Origin of the sequence: Ralstonia sp. 25mfcol4.1, assembly GCF_900104095.1 — a bacterium.
Lineage (GTDB): Bacteria > Pseudomonadota > Gammaproteobacteria > Burkholderiales > Burkholderiaceae > Cupriavidus.
Genome location: NZ_FNJO01000015.1, coordinates 32,691 through 51,508, shown reverse-complemented (window position 1 = coordinate 51,508; position 18,818 = coordinate 32,691). Strand labels below are relative to the sequence as shown.

Below are 18,818 nucleotides of genomic sequence, written 5' to 3'. Positions count from 1 at the left end.
GGCGGACAGGCCGACCACCTGTCCGCCGCCCGCTCCCCCGAGATTCCTTGCCATGAACGCCCCGCTTCCCATGAATGCCGCCGCCCAAGGTACACGGCCCACGCTGGCCGAACTGGAGGCGCGCGACGCCTTCGCAGCCCGCCACATCGGCCCCGACAGCGCCGAACAGCAACACATGCTCAAGGTGCTTGGCTTCGACAGCCGCGCCGCGCTGATCGACGCCGTGGTGCCCGCCGCCATCCGCCGCCGCGACGGCATGTCGCTGGGCGAGTTCACCGCCCCGCTGACCGAGGAAGCCGCGCTGGCCCGCCTGCGCGGCCTGGCCGGCAAGAACCGCGTTCTGAAGAGCTTCATCGGGCAGGGCTACTACAACACGCTCACACCGGGCGTGGTGCTGCGCAACATCTTCGAAAACCCGGCCTGGTACACCGCCTACACCCCTTACCAGCCCGAAATCTCGCAGGGCCGCCTGGAGGCGATGCTGAACTTCCAGCAGATGATCACGGACCTGACGGGCCTGGACATCGCCAACGCATCGATGCTCGACGAAGGCACGGCCGCGGCCGAGGCCATGACGCTGCTGCAACGCGTTCACAAGCATGCGTCGAACACGTTCTACGTGGCCGACGATGTGCTGCCGCAAACGCTGGAGGTGATACGCACCCGCGCGCTGCCGCTGGGCATCGAGGTGAAGGTCGGCCCCGCCACCGACGCCGCGCAATCCCACGCCTTCGGTGTGCTGCTGCAGTATCCGGGCGTGAATGGCGATGTGGCCGACTACCGCGCCATTGCCGACGCCGTGCATGCGGCCGGGGGCCGGGTGGTGGCTGCCGCCGACCTGCTGGCGCTGACGCTGATTGCCGCGCCGGGCGAATGGGGTGCCGACGTGGCCGTGGGCAACTCGCAGCGATTCGGCGTACCGCTCGGTTTTGGCGGCCCGCACGCGGGCTACATGGCCGTGAAGGATGAATTCAAGCGATCGATGCCGGGCCGCCTGGTCGGCGTCACGATCGACGCGCAGGGCAACAAGGCTTACCGCCTGGCGCTGCAGACGCGCGAGCAGCATATCCGCCGCGAGAAGGCCACCTCGAACATCTGCACCGCGCAGGTGCTGCTGGCCGTGATGGCGTCGATGTATGCGGTCTACCATGGCCCGCAGGGCCTGAAGCGCATCGCGCAACGCGTGCACCGCCTGACCGCCACGCTGGCCGCCGGCCTGAAGGCGCTGGGCCTGGCCCCGGTCAACGAGACGTTCTTCGACACGCTGACGCTGGAAACCGGCTTCAACACCGAGGCGTTCCACGCCACGGCCACGCAGCGCGGCATCAACCTGCGCCACGCCGGCGCATCGCGCATCGGCATCTCGCTGGACGAAACCGCGTCGCGCGACGACGTGGTCACGCTGTGGGAGATCTTCGCGCACGGCAAGCCGGTGCCCGACTTCGACACGATCGAGGCATCGGTGGGCGACGGCTTCCCGGGCAACGTGGCGCGCCAGAGCGCCTACCTGACGCATCCGGTGTTCAACACGCACCATGCCGAACACGAGATGCTGCGCTATCTGCGCTCGCTGGCCGACAAGGACCTGGCGCTGGACCGCACGATGATTCCGCTGGGCTCCTGCACGATGAAGCTCAACGCCACCAGCGAGATGATTCCGGTGACGTGGCCCGAGTTCAGCAACATCCACCCGTTTGCTCCGCTGGACCAGACGGTCGGCTATCGCGAGATGATCGACCAGCTGGAGGCCATGCTGTGCGCCGCCACCGGCTACGCCGCCGTGAGCCTGCAGCCCAACGCCGGCTCGCAGGGCGAATACGCCGGCCTGCTGATCATCCACGCGTACCACGCCAGCCGTGGCGAGAGCCATCGCGACATCTGCCTGATCCCGTCGTCGGCCCACGGCACCAACCCCGCGTCGGCGCAGATGGCCGGCATGAAGGTCGTGGTGGTGGCCTGCGACGACAACGGCAACGTCGACCTCGACGATCTGGCGAAGAAGGCCGAGCAGCACAGCAGGAACCTGGCGGCGATCATGATCACGTACCCGTCCACGCACGGCGTGTTCGAGCAGGGCGTGCAGCAGATCTGCGACATCGTGCACAAGCACGGCGGCCAGGTCTATGTCGACGGCGCCAACATGAACGCGATGGTCGGCGTGGCCGCGCCGGGCCAGTTCGGCGGCGACGTGTCGCACCTGAACCTGCACAAGACGTTCTGCATTCCGCACGGCGGCGGCGGCCCGGGCGTCGGTCCGGTAGCCGTGGGTGCGCACCTGGCTGACTTCCTGCCCAACCAGGACAGCGTCGGCTATCGTCGCGACGACAACGGTATCGGCGGCATCTCGGCCGCGCCGTTCGGCTCGGCCAGCATCCTGCCGATCTCGTGGATGTATATCGCGATGATGGGCTCGGCCGGCCTGACCGCCGCCACCGAGAACGCGATCCTGACCGCCAACTACGTGGCACGCCGGCTGTCGCCGCACTTCCCAGTGCTGTACACGGGCCAGCACGGCCTGGTGGCGCACGAGTGCATCCTGGACCTGCGCCCGCTGCAGAAGACCACGGGCATCACCAACGAGGACGTGGCCAAGCGCCTGATGGACTACGGCTTCCACGCCCCGACCATGAGCTTCCCGGTGCCGGGTACGCTGATGATCGAGCCGACCGAGAGCGAATCGCTGCACGAGCTGGACCGCTTCATCGACGCCATGATCGCCATCCGTGGCGAGATCGCGCGCGTGGAAGACGGCAGCTTCGACCGCGAGGACAACCCGCTGAAGCACGCGCCGCACACCGCGGCCGTGGTGGTCGGCAACGAGTGGACGCGCAAGTACACGCGCGAGGAAGCGGCCTACCCGCTGGCATCGCTGCGCACGCAGAAGTACTGGCCGCCGGTTGGCCGTGCCGACAACGTGTACGGCGACCGCAACCTGTTCTGCTCGTGCGTGCCGATGAGCGAGTACGCCGACGAGTGAGTGCCGGGCCGTCAGGCGGCGTCCGATACACGCGGATGCCGCCGACGGACTATGCTCAGGGGAGCGGGCGCCGGTGTCCGGCGCCGTCCTTGAGCGGAGGCCTCATTCATGTGGAATCTCAGCGCGCCCTGGTGGGAATTCGTCCTGCGCGGACTGATCGTCTATGGCGCAATTCTGGTGCTGATGCGCGTTTCGGGCCGGCGGCAGATCGGCCAGCTCACGCCGTTCGACCTGGTGCTGCTGCTGATCATCTCGAATGCGGTCCAGAACGCGATGAACGCGGGCGACAACTCGGTGCTGGCGGGGCTGATCCTTGCGGGCACGTTGTTCGGAGCGGATGCGCTGCTCGGGTACGTCACGTGGCGTAGCCGGCCGCTGGAAATGCTGGTCGACGGGCGACCGCAGATCGTGATCCACCAGGGCGAGATCTACGAGGAAGTCATGCGCCGCGAACGCATCAGTACGCACGAATTGCACAAGGTGTTGCGCCGCAATGGCTGCGCCCGCGTGGAAGACGTGCATTTCGCGATTCTTGAAACCGACGGCTCCATCAGCGTGAAGATGAAGGAGCCGCCCCCGGACGCTTCCGGACCGGCCGTACCCGGCGCACTATGGCGTCATCCGGCCCATTCCGATCAGGACAAGCCGGCCTAGCGGCCTTCCGGCCAACGGTCCCACGGACCGCGCCGGCAACCAATCTGGAGTTCAGCCGTGGCAGTCAGCGTCTTCGATCTGTTCAAGGTGGGCATCGGCCCGTCGAGCTCCCACACAGTGGGCCCGATGCGGGCGGCCCTCATGTTTGCGCATGGCCTGGAACGCGACGGCCTCCTGCCTCGGGTGGCCAGCGTGCGCGCGGAGCTTTACGGATCGCTCGGCGCCACGGGCAAGGGGCACGGCACCGACAAGGGCGTGATCCTCGGGTTGATGGGGGAATCGCCCGATACAGTCGATCCCGAAGCGATCGGCGGCAAGCTGGCGGCGCTGCGCGCCAGCAAGCAGCTGTCGATGCTGGGCCAGCACACCGTGCCGTTCGTGGAACGCGAGCACATCGTCTTCTATCGGCGCGAAGCCATGGCCGAGCATCCCAATGGCATGAAATTCCACGCCTATGATGCCGATGGCGCGTCGCTGCGCGAGGCCCGCTACCTGTCGGTGGGCGGCGGCTTCGTCGTCACCGCCGGCGCGCCCAATACGCAGGTGCTGGCCGCCGCCAAGCAGTTGCCGCATCCATTCCGCACGGGTCGGGCGATGCTCGACATGGCCCATGCCAGCGGCAAGTCGATTGCCCGGCTCATGCTCGAGAACGAGCTGACATGGCGTCCGGAGAACGAGGTCACGGACGGTCTGCTGCATATCTGGGATGTCATGCAGCAGTGCGTGGCGCGCGGTTGCCGCACGGACGGCGAACTGCCCGGCCCGTTCAAGGTCAAGCGCCGGGCGCCGGAACTCCACCGGCATCTGACGTTGCGTGCCGAGCGCACGCTGTCCGACCCGCTGTCGGTCATGGACTGGGTCAATCTCTACGCCATCGCCGTCAACGAGGAGAACGCCGCCGGCGGCCGCGTGGTCACGGCGCCAACCAACGGCGCGGCCGGCATCATCCCTGCCGTGCTGCACTACTACGACCGCTTCGTGCCCGGCGCCAACGCCCAGGGCGTGGTCGACTTCCTGCTGACAGCCGGGGCCATCGGTCTGCTCTACAAGCTCAACGCGTCGATCTCGGGCGCGGAGGTGGGCTGCCAGGGCGAAGTTGGCGTGGCCTGTTCGATGGCAGCCGGGGCGCTGGCCGCCGTGCTGGGTGGCACGCCCGAACAGGTGGAGAACGCGGCAGAGATCGGCATGGAACACAACCTGGGCCTGACCTGCGATCCGGTCGGTGGCCTGGTGCAGATTCCCTGCATCGAGCGCAACGCCATGGCGTCGGTCAAGGCCGTCAACGCGGCCCGCATGGCCTTGCGGGGGGACGGCACGCACTATGTGTCGCTGGACTCGGTCATCAAGACCATGCGCGAAACCGGCGCCGACATGAAGACCAAGTACAAGGAAACCGCGCGCGGCGGCCTGGCCGTGAATATCGTCGAGTGCTGACGCACACGGCTTCCGTTGGCCGGCGCCGGCCGGCGACGTATCATGGAAGCACTTCCGGTTTGCCACAACAATACCGCCATGCAGACCTTTCACCAGTTGTTCGACGAGGCTTCGTCCACGTTCACTTACCTGCTGATCGACGCGGACACGCGCGAGGCCGTGCTGATCGACCCCGTCGACCGTCAGTACGCGCGCGACCTTGCGCTGCTAGAGCAGACCGGCGCCAAACTGGCCTGGGTAGTGGAGACCCACGCGCACGCCGATCACATCACGTCAGCCGGACACCTTGCCCAGTTGACGGGCGCCAGCACCGCCGCGCCCTCGGGCTGCGACATCAAGCCCGCGCTGAAGCAACTGATCGATGGGGATACGATCCCGTTCGGTCGCCAGGTGCTGCGCGCGATCCACACCCCCGGCCATACCGCCGGCAGCATGAGCTACCTGTGGGAAGAGTCATCGCTTGAAGGCACAACGCGGCGCATCTTCACCGGCGACGCGTTGCTGATCGACGGCTGCGGGCGTACCGATTTCCAGTCGGGCGACGCCGGCACGCTGTTCGACAGCCTGACGCAGAAGCTTTTCCGCCTGCCCGACGACACGCGCGTCTATCCCGCCCACGACTACAAGGGCCGGACCGAATCCACGATCGGCCACGAGCGCGCCACCAACAGCCGGATAGCCGGCCGCACGCGCGACGAGTTCATCGTGATGATGCGCAACCTGAACCTGCCGCGGCCCAAGCTGATCGACGTCGCCGTCCCGGCCAACCAGCAGCTCGGGCTGGCCAGCGGCCGCGACGGGGAAAGCGTACCGCACGGCATCCAGGGCGGTTTTCGGGGTTGAGGGAGGGGCTTTCTGCGGGCTGGCCCCAGGATAGGCCCGGCCTCAGCCTGGGCCCGGGTAGTGCGTCAGGACTCCCACAATTCGCAGGTACGACGCACCGTGTCACGCAGGCTGTGCGCCTCGTCGTTTACCGTGCGCACCAGGCGTGCATCATTGTCGCGTGCCGCCGCCTGCGCCCGGATATTGGCCAGCGCCTGGAGCGACCCCAGCGCTTCGGCGTGGGGCTCCAGCGCGTCGCAGATCGACAGGATATGGTCCGCGATCGGCATCCGGGTGAGTTCGTTCGGATGCACGTATTCGCCTTCCAGCCCGAAGCGGCAAGCCTGGAAGCGATTGAACGTGTACACCAGGTAGTCGTCTTCCTGCGGCATGAACGGCCGCGACAACAGCAGGTAGCGCGCCAGCGCCTGGATATAGGCGGCGATGTCGCAGGCCCGCTGCACGGTCAGCGGAGTGTCCATCACGCGCACCTCGATCGTGCCGAACTCCGGCTTGGGACGGATATCCCAATAGAAGTCCTTCATGCTCTCGATCACGCCGGTGGCGCGCATCTTGTTGAAATACGCCTCGAAGCCGTCCCACGTCAGCACATGCGGGGCACGGCCGCTCATCGGGAACGCCGCTACCGAATTCAGGCGCGCCGATGCGAAGCCCGTATCCACGCCCTGCACGTAGGGCGACGAAGCGGCCAACGCGATAAAGTGCGGCACGTATCGCCCGATGGCATGGAGCAGGAACAGCGACTCATCGGGGGTCGGACACCCGATGTGCACGTGCTGGCCAAACACAGTGAACTGCTTGGCCAGATAGCCATAGAGTTCGGAAATGTACTGGTAACGCGGCGAATTCGAGATCGTGCGCTCCGACCAGACCTGAAACGGATGCGTGCCGCCGCCGCAGATGCCAAGGTTCAGCCCGCGCGACGCATTGACCATCAGGTCGCGCATCACGGTCAGTTCCTCCAGCGCCTGCGCATAGTCATGGCAGATACCGGTGCTGATCTCGATCATCGACGGGCTGATTTCCGGCTTGATGTCGCCGGCGTGCTGCGCGCCTTTGAGTGCGCGCAGCAGATCCGGGGCGAACGGCGCCAGGTCATAGTCGTGCCGGTTGACGAGCTGAAGTTCCAGCTCGACGCCGAAGGTCAGCGCCTCGGAATGCTTGAACGGTTCGAGCGACATCAGCGCCCTCCTCCATGGTCACGCCTCTCGCCGGCGAAGCGCAGCGCCCATGCCGCGATGATCGGCGCAAGCAGCTGCTCGATCGCGAGCGCGCACAGGATGATCGATGCGAGCGGCGCCCCTGTGCCCGGGTACAGGCGGGCCACGTCGCTCATCAAAAGATAAGCCAGCCCGGACATCGGCGCCAGCGCGAGCCCGAGCGCCGCGCACTGGCGCAGGCTCAGGCCCGAAAACGAACCCAGCGATACCACGCCGGCCAGCTTGGCTACGTGACGGAAGAACACCAGCGCCACCGCCAGCGACCCGCCCACCACCCAGTCCCTCGCGGTCAGCGGCAGGCCCAGCGACACCACCATCACGATGATCAGCAGGCTGCCCGCGCTGCCAAAGTGCGTGGGCCACACATGCGGCTGGCGATCCTGGTGCTTGAACACCACGCCGGCCAGCATCAGCGTCAGCGGCATCGACAGCTTCAGCACCCGCGTCAGCGCCAGCGTGAACAGCACCAGCCCCACCAGTACCAGAAAGCTGTAGTGATCGTCGGCCGACATGCGCGCGTAGATCGCATGCCCGAACTTGCCGACCACCCACGCGAGCAGGCACGAGCCCACCAGCAGGTACAGCGGATGCAGCAGTGCCGCCCCCAGGTTGCCGTATTCGGAATGGAGCCAGCCGGTGGCCACCTGCACGATGGCCGCGGCGTAGATCGAATTGAGTGCCGACATCGCCATCAGGCGTTCGGTAACCTGGCCGTCCGCGCGCAGCTCGTTCTTGAGCTGCAGCACGATGGTGGGCGAAGTGCTGACCGCGATACCACCGGCCAGGATGGCCACGCCCGGCGAGGCCCCCATCCACTGCAGCACCGTGGACACCAGCCCCCAGGTCAGCAGGCTTTCCGCGGCGCTGGTGATCAGCAGCCAGGGATTGGCGCGCAGCCAGGACAGCGACAGCCGGTGGCCCAGCTCGAACAGCGCCAGCGCCAGCGCCATGTCGATCAGCACCCGGGTCTGCGCGATCATGTTGTCGTCGACAATGCTGCGCCCGAGCATACCGGCGAACAGCCCTACCACCGCGTAGCCGACGATACGCGGACAGCCCAGCCAGCGGCGGCAGACTTCACCGGCCAGGCCCGCGCCAACCAGCGCAAGGCCCACCCAGAACAGTCCGCCCGGCGCCAGCGGCAGCGAGGGAAAAAGTTGGCTCAATCCGTTCATGCGCGACATGGTAACGGAAGGACACGTCGGGAAATGTAAGTGCTTGTCCGACACTTTCCCGAACGCGCGACCAACTTTCGCGTTCTGCAAAGAAAAAGCGCTATCGTCTTCGATAGCGCTTTTGTAGGACTTGCAAAATCAGAATCGTCTCTGGTGCGGTGGGTCACATTGTCCGGCCGGACACTCAGACGCCCCAGAGCTTCCATTTGGGCCGTGTGGCCTTCAGTGCCGTTTCCACCTTGGCGAACAGGCCACGGGTAGCGCCCTTTTCGGCATCGAGACCGCGCGCGCGCTCGAACCATCCCAACGCTGTTTCGCGCTGTCCCATGCCGAGGGCGGCCTGCACTGCGGCCAGCCAGGTCTGTGCGTCCCAGTCCTCGCGCGCCGCGAAGGCGATCTGGAAGTCGGTCAGCGCCTCGGTGTGACGCTCCAGGTCCACCAGCAGCCTGGCGCGCTGCACGCGAGCCGGCGCCTGCTGTCGTGCATCGCCCTCGCCGAGTTGCACCGCCTGTTCGAGCAGCGGCATGGCGCGCTCGTTGTCACCGAGGTCGCGCCAGATCTGGCCGAAACGGGCCGACACCCAGGCATCCTCGATCAGCAGCGAGCGACGTTGCAGGGCTTCCAGCTCGGCGACGGCATCCGCCTTGTCGTGCTCGTCCATCGACGCCATGCCGGTCTGCAGTAACGCGCCGTAATGGGCACGCGCGTGGGCCATCGCGTGGGCGCCCTCGGTGCGCGCTTCCACGGGCAATGCATCGAGCCGGGCATCCATATGCGCCAGCGCGGCACTGGCAGATTCGGTGGCTTCGCGCCCGCCGATCGCCGCCCAGGCCGCCACCAGACGGCTGAAGGCCCAGCTCACGCCGGCCGGATTGCGCTCCACCGGATAGCGGTTCAGCACCTCGCCGGCCATGTCGACGACCTGCTGGTGCTGGCCCGCCGACGCATAGGCGTCGAGCAGGTCGATCCAGTGGTCGATGAAATCGCTGGCCGCCATGCCCTTGCGGTGCAACGCGACCTTCTCGTCCAGGTGCGCCGCACCGGCCGGCAGCGTACGTCCCAGCAGGCGGCACAGCAGCGAATAGAGATGGGGGTCGGCATTGCCGCCGTGGCCCTGGGCATCGCCCTCGCCGGTCTCGAAATACGCCTCGAAGCACGAGAGACCCTTGCGGCACATAGCCTCCAGCGTCGGCTTGAGCGCCGCCTGCGAGGCGGGTACCTCATCCAGAAAGCTGCCCAGCGCAGTCGCCGCATGGAAATACAGCGCGCCATCGTCGGCATCCGCCGTCACGGCGAAACCGGTCCACGCCGGTTGCGCCGGAGCGTTGGCGCCGGCGGTCACATTCGCCTGGTGCCGCCACGTCAGGGCACGTACCTGCGCGAGCGGGTCGGGCCGCTGGCGCAGGTACGTCTCCAGATCGTCGAGCGCAGCGGCGGGTTCGGATCCCAGCCGCAGCGGCGCCCGCAGGCGCCGTGCCTCGGGGTGATCGGGCTGTTCGGCCAGCACGCGCTCGGCCTGGGCAGCGGCCAGCGCATCGCCTTGTGCAGGCGTCAGGTCGAGCAGTTCGGGGGAATCGAGCGCGATGCGCCCCAGGCAGATGCGCAGCAGCGGTTCGCCCAGCAGTTCGGCGGCATCGCTGCGCGCCACGTAATCCTGTACCAGCGGCAGGATGTCGCTGGCGCCCAGGTCGGGGGCACGGTACAGCAGATCGTGCCAGTACCGCCCGGCCAGCGCGAAGTCGTTCAGCCGGAACGCGACAAAACCCGCATAGAAGTGCGCGGCCCATTCGCCGGTGGCCAGCCCATTGCGGCGCGCCGCCTCGTGCAGCCATGGCTGCGCCTCGGTGTCGCGGCCATCGCGCATCAGCAAGGTGCCATACATATGGACCAGCGCCCCGCGCGACGCCCAGCGGTGCATCGGCGCCAGCGACAGCTCGGGCAGGCGCGCCATGGCTTCGTCCAGCGCAGCCAGCGCGGCAGCCACGTCGCCACGGTCGGACTGGATCTGCGCCCGCAACGCGGCGTAATCCACTACCTCGGGGTGCGCCGCCCACAGCTGGTCGGCAACCTGCAACGCCTCGTCATGGCGCCCGGCATTGGCCAGCGCGATCGCGTGCTCGTAACGGACATCCTGCACGGTCCGCTCCTTCATCAGAATTCGGCAAAGGCGGAATTATGCGCCATTGCCGTGGCACGCTTGGGAGAGAACAGGGGCGGAAAGGGGTCTGATTTGGGTTGACGGGCGTGGGAAGTGGGTCTGCGGAGCGCGGGATCGTCGGAATCAGGGGCCGGAATGCTGTAGCTTGCGCCGTTGCACCAGCGAGCCCTCATCGACAGCAATCGTTCGGGCAGGCGGGAAGCAGGGAAACCTCAACTCGCTTGCCATTGCTGACGTTGCCTGTTCGATATACGGCTGCCGATGTTTCCATCGGGATGCTGTTGAATCGAAGCTGGACAAGCAATCTTTCGACTTCCGAGGCCCTTCGGCTGGCAAGCGCGCGCGGGGCAGACTCGACTTCTTCCGCATAGCCGTCCAGGTAGATCGCCTGCTGATTCGGATAGTTTTTGCGTTGCTCCAGCGCCCAATCAGCTAATCTGCGAAATTCGGCCGCCGATATTTCGGCCGAGTCGAACGCAAAATAGATATCGACGTTCCGGCTTGGCACGCACGCAAACGCGATCTGGGTTGACAGCATGCCAACGAACCACGCCAAGTAGCATTTACCGCTCATAGATGACATACCCGGTAATGCTGTCCGCGTTTTGCGTAGCCAAATGAGGGTGTGTTCTGGCAAATCCCAAGCACTCTCGCATCGAATACTGCCAGTCGCGCGCTGAAAATGTGTCCTCGAAGTGCGTAAGTTCGTGGATCAATGTCGATGACCTGTATCAAATAGTATTGACGATTGGGACTCCAGCAGCGCTCGCCAAACAGGAGGCTGTAAGAGAAGTTGGCGGCCATGAGAAGGAATGGGATGAGTGGAAGGAAATACCACCGTTTCCGTTGAAGCCATTGGTAAAACAAGCGCTTAATTATCATTCGTGGCTACCGAACAGTCGCGCGTTCAATAACAGCGCTGAGCAAGATCACCGCTTCCAGCAGCCGTTGGCAAGGGCAAAACGGCCCCGTCCACCCCCCCGACAATTACGGCATCATCATCCCAAAACGGGCCGCCTGCCGGGTGAAGACTCCCATCCCAGCGATGTATCAGATTGCCGTATTTGTCGAATATAAGGATCCATCCGGTCTCAAAATCGGGCTCCGAGATGACGGCCGACGTCAAAGTCTGCCTACGCACCAAAAAGTACTCGCCGTTCGGACTCCAGCAGTTGCCGCCAAGCGGAACGCCCTGCCGACTGTTGTAGGCGACAACGCTTGCGCCAAGCAGTAAAGCGCCCAACAGCCAGCTGCGCTTACGCCAGAGGGACATGATCAATATGCGGCTCGATCCAGAGAATGTCTGAAAAGACATAGAAATCCCCACCCTCGTTTCTCGCTTGCTGCCAACGCCGAAAATCGACATTGCGCAGGGGCACAAAGCCAGGGAATCGCGCTGCTCTAAAAGGGGCGGGGGCGCTGACATAAGCCGCCATTTCTGCTTTAGACAAGCAGCGATCGCGACTCCACACACCAAGTCCGAAGGCGCTATCAACCCACCACTCCGCACCAAAGTCGTACGTGTCCCGGCAATAGATTCCGATCTTGTGGATTTCGAAAACTTCACGCCCCGTTATCGGTGATTCGGTAGTCTGACCTTTCAACGCCAGTTTGAACAAACCCTTGTTAATAGCACCAAATAGATCGTTAAATGTGTCCCGGTAAGCACCGAAGATGCTGTAGTTCACCTGACACGTCGTCTCCGCCTGCATTGCGTTGGTGACCCCATAACCTAGCTTGGTGCGGACGCCAGGTTTCCAGCCTGCGGCTTTTAACCGTTTCATCAATTCTCTCCGGCCACCGGCCGTGTCCCAAGCAGAACTTAGTTCATCAAACGCTGGAGTACCGATTCGTGGCTCAGCAACCATTTCATGGTTATCAGTCGGTTATCCACACGCGATGCCGGGTGCTTCAAAACATCAGCCTCAACCCTATCTTCCGGCCCCATCACCCAAGCCGGCTTCGTTGCAAACCATCTGCGCATCAATGCGGCAGACACCCGCCAGCCCATCTTGTCCATGGCGCCAGGTATCTCGTCGAGATACATCTGGTCGACCTTCACAACCGCGCCTTGACGGTTGTCTTTCGGGCTGAGATTGGACGTAGCGATGCTCATGATCGAATCCCCATTTCCGTCTGCGCGATCCATGAGAGGGTGATTGGCTCGCGGTCGCAGCCGCAAATGGTGGCCGTCTTCCCGTCTGCGCCCGTGCAACCTTCGCGTGGCCCGTCCGGTGTATCGATGCCCCATGCGAAGCCCGCCAGTGGCCGGCCCGTGCGCAAGTCCGTCAGGACAAAGTGTTCGTCGTAGTCGTCGGGGTTTCCTGCGGGATTGGCTCGTGCCTCAGCCGTCTCCAAAGCGGGACCGGAATCGGGAAGAATCATCGAGCTGCGGCCATAGACGGCAATAATGCGAGCCGGTGACTTGCACTTGCACATCACGAGATCACCGCCCAAGGCTTCCCGCGCTCCGCCTGCCACGAAATCCACCATCCTGTTGTGATATGGCGATCCAGGCGCCTCCACTATCAAGCCAACGCTCTTGCATGCATCGCACCATGCCCGGTGTCCGATTAGTGCGACGGGGCGGCTCCGACCATCCGGGCCGTCGATTGTGTTGTCCTGCGCGCCTTCGATAATTTGACCGTTGCCGTCCGTATCGAGCGGATCGCCCATCACTGCCGTATAGAAGATCACCATGCCGCCGCCCCCATGACGAAATGCCATCGCCCTCGACAGCATTGCGCAGCAGGCTAGCGACGCCCGTACCCGGAGCACAATCGCCGTACCCTTGAAATGGGTTACGTCCCGCCCAAAACAAAAAACGCCACCACGGGCCAGGCCCGGGTGGCGTCAGTGCTACTGGTTCAGAACACATCGTCCGTAGGAAAGCCGTCCGGTGTGCTGAGGTACTACAGGAAATGCATCAAAACTGTGGCAATCGGGGCGATTACTTGCCGCCGACCGTTTCCAGCACGGTCCACTTGCCGCCTTCGACCTTGTAGACGGTGATACCGCCGTCCTTCAGGTCTCCGCGTGCGTCGTAGGCCAGGGTCTTGGTCGTCACGCCCTGCATGTTCGTGGCGGCCAGCACCGGCAGGTAGCGCGCCGGATCGGCCGAGCCGGCCTTGATCATGGCGGTCATCATCGCGGTGGCGCCGTCATAGGCGTACGGCGAGTACGTCTGGACCTTCGAGCCAAAGCGCTTCTCGTACTTCTTTTCGTAGGCGGCGCCACCGGGCATCTGTTCCAGCGGCAGGCCGGCCAGCGACACCACGGTGCCTTCGGCTGCCGGGCCGGCCAGCTTCAGGAAGTTGTCGGTCTTGGACATCTCGCCCGACACGATCGGGGCCTTCATGCCCAGTTCCTTGACCTGCTTGGCCATCGGGGCCGACTGGGTCTCGGCGCCGCCATAGAAGATCACGTCCGGGTTGCTGCGCTTGATGTTGGTCAGCACGGCCTTGAAGTCCACGGCCTTGTCGTTCGTGAATTCGCGGCGGACGATCTTGCCGCCGGCGGCCTTGGCGGCCTTCTCGAACTCGTCGGCCAAGCCCTGGCCGTAGGCGGTGCGGTCGTCGACGATGGCGATGTTCTTCGCGCCCAGCTTCTTCACCACGAAGGCGCCGATCACCGAACCCTGCTGGGTGTCGGACGTCATCATGCGGAACGTGGTCTTGAAGCCCTGCTTGGTGTATTCAGGCGCCGTGGCCATGGCGATCTGCGGAATGCCGGCGCGGTTGTAGACCATCGACGCCGGGATGCTGGTGCCCGAGTTGAAGTGCCCGAGCATGCCCTGGATGCCGGCGTCCACCAGCTTCTGCGCCACCACCGAACCGGTCTTCGGGTCGGCCTGGTCGTCTTCGGAGATCAGGACGAACTTGACATCCTTGCCGCCGATCTTCGGCTTGGTGGCGTTCATGTCGTCGATGGCCAGGACGATGCCGTTCTGCATGTCCTTGCCGTACTGTGCCTGGCCGCCGGTCAGCGGGCCGGCGTAGCCCAGCTTGATTTCCTGCGCCTGGGCGAATGCGGCCGAGGCGGCGGTCAGGCCTGCAACGGCCATGGCAACGGTCATGGCCGTCTTGCGGAATGTCGAGCTCATCAGTTCTCCTTGGGTCCCATAGGGTGCCATATGGTGCCGGTGTCGGCATATTTGCGGATCGGCGTTGGCGGCACCGTTCCGTTCCTGGGTTGCGCGGCAGGGTCGGGATCGCCGGCCCCCGCCACGCGCTTTGCTGACAATCCGCCAGGCCCCTGGCCTCAGCCGATCGTCATCAGACTTGCATTGCCGCCCGCCGCCGCCGTATTGACGGACAGCGAACGCTCGATCAACAAACGCTCCAGCGCGATATTCGGTTCACCCTGAGCCAGGCCCTGCACGCTGACGATCGGGCCGGGGCGCGTGGCCACCTGCTCGCAGACCGTGCGCAGCTGGTCGGAATCGCCGTGGTGCAGCACCGCGTCGAAGGCGATATCGGTACCCTGCCAGTCGGAAACCACGCGGACGCGCGATTGTACTGCGGCAGGCAGGCGCGCCAACAGGGTCTTTGCGACGGGTGTGTCAGTCCACAACGCTTCGGAGCCGACGGCCAGCACGGCCGCCAGTTGCAGCGCCAGATCCGATTCCTGCTGGGCCAGGCACAGCACCCGTTCGCGCGGCAGCAGCGAGTACGTATTACGCTCGCCCGTGGGGCCCGGCAGCGTCACCGACAGGCCCGAGGCCGAAGCTGCGGCGAAGCGCCCGCAGGCGTCCGCCACGTCCGGCAGGCTGGTCTTTGCCCAGGCCTGCAGGGCGGCCAGCGCGGTGTTTTCCGGCGCGGCCGGCGTGGCGCCGCCCATGTCGGACGTGCGCACGCCACGTACCACCGCATCCTGCGGGCACACCGACAGCAGGCGATGCAGGTACAGCGGGCCGCCGGCCTTCGGCCCGGTGCCCGACAGGCCTTCGCCGCCAAACGGCTGCACGCCCACCACGGCGCCCACGATATTGCGGTTCACATACAGGTTGCCCACGTGCGCGCGGTCAACGATATGCGCGATGGTTTCGTCGATCCGCGTATGGATGCCCAGCGTCAGGCCGTAGCCGGTGTCATTGATCTGGCCGATCATCGTGTCCAGCGCGGCGCGCGGGTAGCGCACCACGTGCAGCACCGGGCCGAACACCTCGCGCTTGAGTTCCCCGATCGAATCGAGTTCGATCAGCGTCGGCGGCACGAACGTGCCGTTGCGGCAGGCGGCCGGATCGGCGTCGGCCTGGTGCACGCGGCGGCCCTTGGCCCGCATGGCCTCGATATGGCGCACGATGTTGCCGCGCGCCTCGTCGTCGATCACCGGGCCGACGTCGGTGGACAGGCGATCCGGGTTGCCCAGCGTCAGTTCGCCCATCGCGCCCTTGAGCATTTCCAGGATGCGGTCGGCCACGTCTTCCTGCAGGCACAGCACACGCAGCGCCGAGCAACGCTGGCCGGCGGAATCGAACGCCGAGTTCACGACGTCGCCCACCACCTGCTCGGCCAGCGCCGACGAATCGACGATCATCGCGTTCTGGCCGCCGGTTTCGGCGATCAGCGGGATCGGACGGCCCGCGGCGTCCAGGCGGCCCGCCACGTTACGCTGCAGCAGGCGCGCCACTTCGGTGGAGCCGGTGAACATCACGCCCTTCACGCGCGCATCGCCCACCAGCGCGGCGCCCACCGTTTCGCCACGGCCCGGCAGCAGTTGCACGGCGCCGGCCGGCACGCCGGCATCGCGCAGCAGGCGCACGGCGGCGGCGGCGATCAGCGGCGTCTGTTCCGCCGGCTTCGCCAGCACCGGGTTGCCGGCGGCCAGGGCGGCGGCCACCTGGCCGGTGAAGATCGCCAGCGGGAAGTTCCACGGGCTGATGCAGACCACCGGGCCCAGCGGACGGTGCGTGTCGTTCGAGAACGTCTCGCGCACCTGCACGGCGTAGTAGCGCAGGAAGTCCACGGCTTCGCGCACTTCGGCGATGGCGTTCGAGAACGTCTTGCCGGCCTCGCGCATGATGATGCCCATCAGCGACTGCATCTGGGCTTCCATCAGGTCGGCGGCGCGTTCCAGCGCGGCGGCACGCACTTCCGGCGGCGTGGCCTGCCAGATCGGCGCCACGTTCACGGCGGCCGTCAGCGCGGCTTCGATCTCGGCCGGCGTGGCTTCGCTGACGTGGCCCACCACGTCGCGGTGATCGGCGGGGTTCAGCACCGGTTCGGACTTGGCGTCGCCACGATCCACCTCGGCGCCCAGCAGCGGGTCGGCGCGCAGCACCTCGCTGGTACCGGCCAGCAGCGCCGATGACAGCGACGCCAGGCGATGCTCGTTCGACAGGTCGATACCGGCCGAATTGGCACGCGCCTTGCCGTACAGCGCGCGCGGCTGCGGGATGCGCGGGTGCGGCAGGCCCAGCGTGCCTTCGGTCTTGTGCATCTGCTCGACCACGGCCACCGGGTCGGCCACCAGTTCGTCGAGCGGAATCGAGTCATCGGCGATACGGTTCACGAACGACGTGTTCGCGCCGTTTTCCAGCAGGCGGCGCACCAGGTACGCCAGCAGGGTCTCGTGCGTACCCACGGGGGCGTAGATCCGGCACGGGCGGCCGAACTTGCCGTCGGCCTTGGCGCCCACCACCTGGTCGTACAGTGGCTCGCCCATGCCGTGCAGGCACTGGAACTCATACTGGCCCGGATAGTAGTTCTGGCCGGCGATCTGGTAGATGGCGGACAGCGTGTGCGCGTTGTGCGTGGCGAACTGCGGATAGATCGCGTCCGGCACCGACAGCAGCTTGCGCGCGCAGGCCACGTACGACACATCGGTATAGACCTTGCGCGTGTAGACCGGATAGCCCTCCAGGCCGTCCACCTGGCCGCGCTTGATTTCGCTGTCCCAGTAGGCGCCCTTGACCAGACGGATCATCAGGCGATGGCGGCTGCGGCGCGCCAGGTCGATCAGGTAGTCGATCACGAACGGGCAACGCTTCTGGTAGCCCTGCACCACGAAGCCGATACCGTTCCAGCCGGCCAGCTCGGGCTCGAAGCACAGGCGTTCCAGCAGGTCGAGCGAGATTTCCAGCCGGTCGGCTTCCTCGGCGTCGATGTTGATGCCGATGTCGTACTGGCGGGCCAGCATCGTCAGGCTCTTCAGGCGGCCATAGAGTTCGGTGATCACGCGCTCGTGCTGGGCGCGGCTGTAGCGCGGGTGCAGCGCCGACAGCTTGATCGAGATGCCCGGGCCTTCATAGATGCCCCGGCCGCGCGACGCCTGGCCGATGGCGTGGATAGCCTGCTCGTACGATGCCAGATACCGCTGGGCGTCGGCCTCGGTCATGGCCGCTTCGCCAAGCATGTCGTACGAATAGCGGAAGCCCTCGGCCTCGTACTTGCGCGCGTTGGCCAGCGCCTCGGAGATGGTTTCGCCGGTGACGAACTGTTCGCCCATCAGGCGCATGGCCATGTCCACGCCCTTGCGGATCAGCGGCTCGCCGCCCTTTCCGATGATGCGCGTCAGCGCCTTCGACAGGCCTGCTTCGGTATGGGTGGCCACCAGCCGGCCGGTCAGCAGCAGGCCCCAGGTGGCGGCGTTGACGAACAGCGACGGGCTCTGGCCCAGGTGCGACTGCCAGTTCGCGCCACTGATCTTGTCGCGGATCAGCGCATCGCGCGTGGCCTTGTCGGGGATGCGCAGCAGGGCTTCGGCCAGGCACATCAGCGCCACGCCTTCCTGCGACGACAGCGAGAATTCCTGGATCAGCCCCTGCACCAGGCCTTCGCGGCCGGTGCCAACCTTCTGCTCCCGCAGCTTCTGCGCCAGTGCCTTGGCCATCTTGATGGCGGCGTCAGCCTGCGCTTGGGGCAGGCGGGCCTGCTCCAGCAGCACCGGCACGCATTCGGTTTCGGGCCGGCGATAGGCCGACGTGATGGCGGCGCGCAGCACCGACTGCGGCTGGATGCTCTGGGCAAATTCAAGGAACGGCTGCGGCATGGCGTCGCCGTGCGCGGCATCGCCAGCGTCGGCAGCCTCCCCGTCGCCCAGCGCGGCCGAACCGGCCTCGTGCGGCAGATGGCCGCGCTCCACCTGTTCCAGATACGTGAAGATCGCCTGCTTGATCAGCCAGTGCGGCGTGCGGTCGATCGATTGGGCAACACGTTTGAGGCGTTCGCGCGAAGCATCGTCGAGCTTGACGCCAAGGGTGGTGGTGGCCATGCGGGGAGTTCTCCAGCGGATCTTGGTAAGACGGTGGGCAGTCCTGGCGACACGGGCAAGCGTACCGGGCCAGACTACGGGGCTGGCGCGATCTTACTCTCGGAGATTTACTAGGTGCAACCTAGTGCAACCACTTAGTGCCG

At 65.7% G+C, this 18,818-nt stretch carries 13 protein-coding genes and 1 pseudogene; 4 read left to right on the top strand and 10 right to left on the bottom strand.

The window, feature by feature from the left end:
- Positions 1-52 precede the first annotated feature (52 nt).
- The 4 genes from gcvP to BLQ58_RS22820 all read left to right on the top strand — a co-directional run bounded on the left by gcvP (position 53) and on the right by BLQ58_RS22820 (position 5,908).
- Complete coding sequence (gcvP, locus tag BLQ58_RS22835; RefSeq protein ID WP_092602251.1) at positions 53-2,977, top strand: aminomethyl-transferring glycine dehydrogenase; 2,925 nt, start codon at positions 53-55, stop codon at positions 2,975-2,977.
- A gap of 108 nt (positions 2,978-3,085) precedes the next feature.
- Positions 3,086-3,631, top strand: coding sequence for a DUF421 domain-containing protein (locus BLQ58_RS22830; RefSeq protein ID WP_092602249.1), 546 nt, complete (start codon positions 3,086-3,088; stop codon positions 3,629-3,631).
- 57 nt (positions 3,632-3,688) lie between these two features.
- Complete coding sequence (locus BLQ58_RS22825) at positions 3,689-5,065, top strand: L-serine ammonia-lyase (RefSeq protein WP_092602247.1); 1,377 nt, start codon at positions 3,689-3,691, stop codon at positions 5,063-5,065.
- 78 nt (positions 5,066-5,143) lie between these two features.
- Positions 5,144-5,908: an MBL fold metallo-hydrolase gene (locus tag BLQ58_RS22820; protein WP_092602406.1), complete on the top strand. Its 765-nt coding sequence runs from the start codon at positions 5,144-5,146 to the stop codon at positions 5,906-5,908.
- Positions 5,909-5,973: 65 nt separating this feature from the next.
- Here the strand turns inward: BLQ58_RS22820 and BLQ58_RS22815 are convergent, their stop codons facing one another.
- The 10 genes and pseudogenes from BLQ58_RS22815 to putA form a co-directional block, all read right to left on the bottom strand.
- Complete coding sequence (locus BLQ58_RS22815) at positions 5,974-7,089, bottom strand: YbdK family carboxylate-amine ligase (protein ID WP_092602245.1); 1,116 nt, start codon at positions 7,087-7,089, stop codon at positions 5,974-5,976.
- Positions 7,089-8,303, bottom strand: a complete 1,215-nt coding sequence (locus tag BLQ58_RS22810) for a cation:proton antiporter (RefSeq protein WP_092602404.1) — start codon at positions 8,301-8,303, stop codon at positions 7,089-7,091. Before BLQ58_RS22810 ends, BLQ58_RS22815 begins: the two co-directional genes overlap by 1 nt.
- A 184-nt stretch (positions 8,304-8,487) precedes the next feature.
- Positions 8,488-10,455 (bottom strand): tetratricopeptide repeat protein, encoded by a 1,968-nt coding sequence (locus BLQ58_RS22805; protein ID WP_175459974.1) that lies wholly within the window; start codon positions 10,453-10,455, stop codon positions 8,488-8,490.
- A gap of 175 nt (positions 10,456-10,630) precedes the next feature.
- Positions 10,631-10,999 (bottom strand): OmpA family protein, encoded by a 369-nt coding sequence (locus tag BLQ58_RS28925; RefSeq protein ID WP_175459973.1) that lies wholly within the window; start codon positions 10,997-10,999, stop codon positions 10,631-10,633.
- 25 nt (positions 11,000-11,024) lie between these two features.
- Positions 11,025-11,177, bottom strand: coding sequence for a M35 family metallo-endopeptidase (locus BLQ58_RS22800; RefSeq protein ID WP_092602243.1), 153 nt, complete (start codon positions 11,175-11,177; stop codon positions 11,025-11,027).
- 191 nt (positions 11,178-11,368) lie between these two features.
- Positions 11,369-11,734 carry a hypothetical protein gene (locus BLQ58_RS28920; RefSeq protein WP_139186151.1) on the bottom strand — a complete coding sequence of 122 codons (366 nt, stop codon included), beginning with the start codon at positions 11,732-11,734 and terminating at the stop codon, positions 11,369-11,371.
- Positions 11,718-12,445 (bottom strand): annotated as a pseudogene (locus BLQ58_RS22795) (DUF6402 family protein). Before BLQ58_RS22795 ends, BLQ58_RS28920 begins: the two are co-directional and overlap by 17 nt.
- Before the next feature lie 128 nt (positions 12,446-12,573).
- Positions 12,574-13,161, bottom strand: coding sequence for a PAAR domain-containing protein (locus tag BLQ58_RS22785; RefSeq protein WP_092602237.1), 588 nt, complete (start codon positions 13,159-13,161; stop codon positions 12,574-12,576).
- Between the two features lie 250 nt (positions 13,162-13,411).
- Complete coding sequence (locus BLQ58_RS22780; protein ID WP_092602235.1) at positions 13,412-14,563, bottom strand: branched-chain amino acid ABC transporter substrate-binding protein; 1,152 nt, start codon at positions 14,561-14,563, stop codon at positions 13,412-13,414.
- A 158-nt stretch (positions 14,564-14,721) separates the two neighbouring features.
- Positions 14,722-18,675 (bottom strand): trifunctional transcriptional regulator/proline dehydrogenase/L-glutamate gamma-semialdehyde dehydrogenase, encoded by a 3,954-nt coding sequence (gene putA / locus BLQ58_RS22775; RefSeq protein WP_092602233.1) that lies wholly within the window; start codon positions 18,673-18,675, stop codon positions 14,722-14,724.
- Positions 18,676-18,818 lie beyond the last annotated feature (143 nt).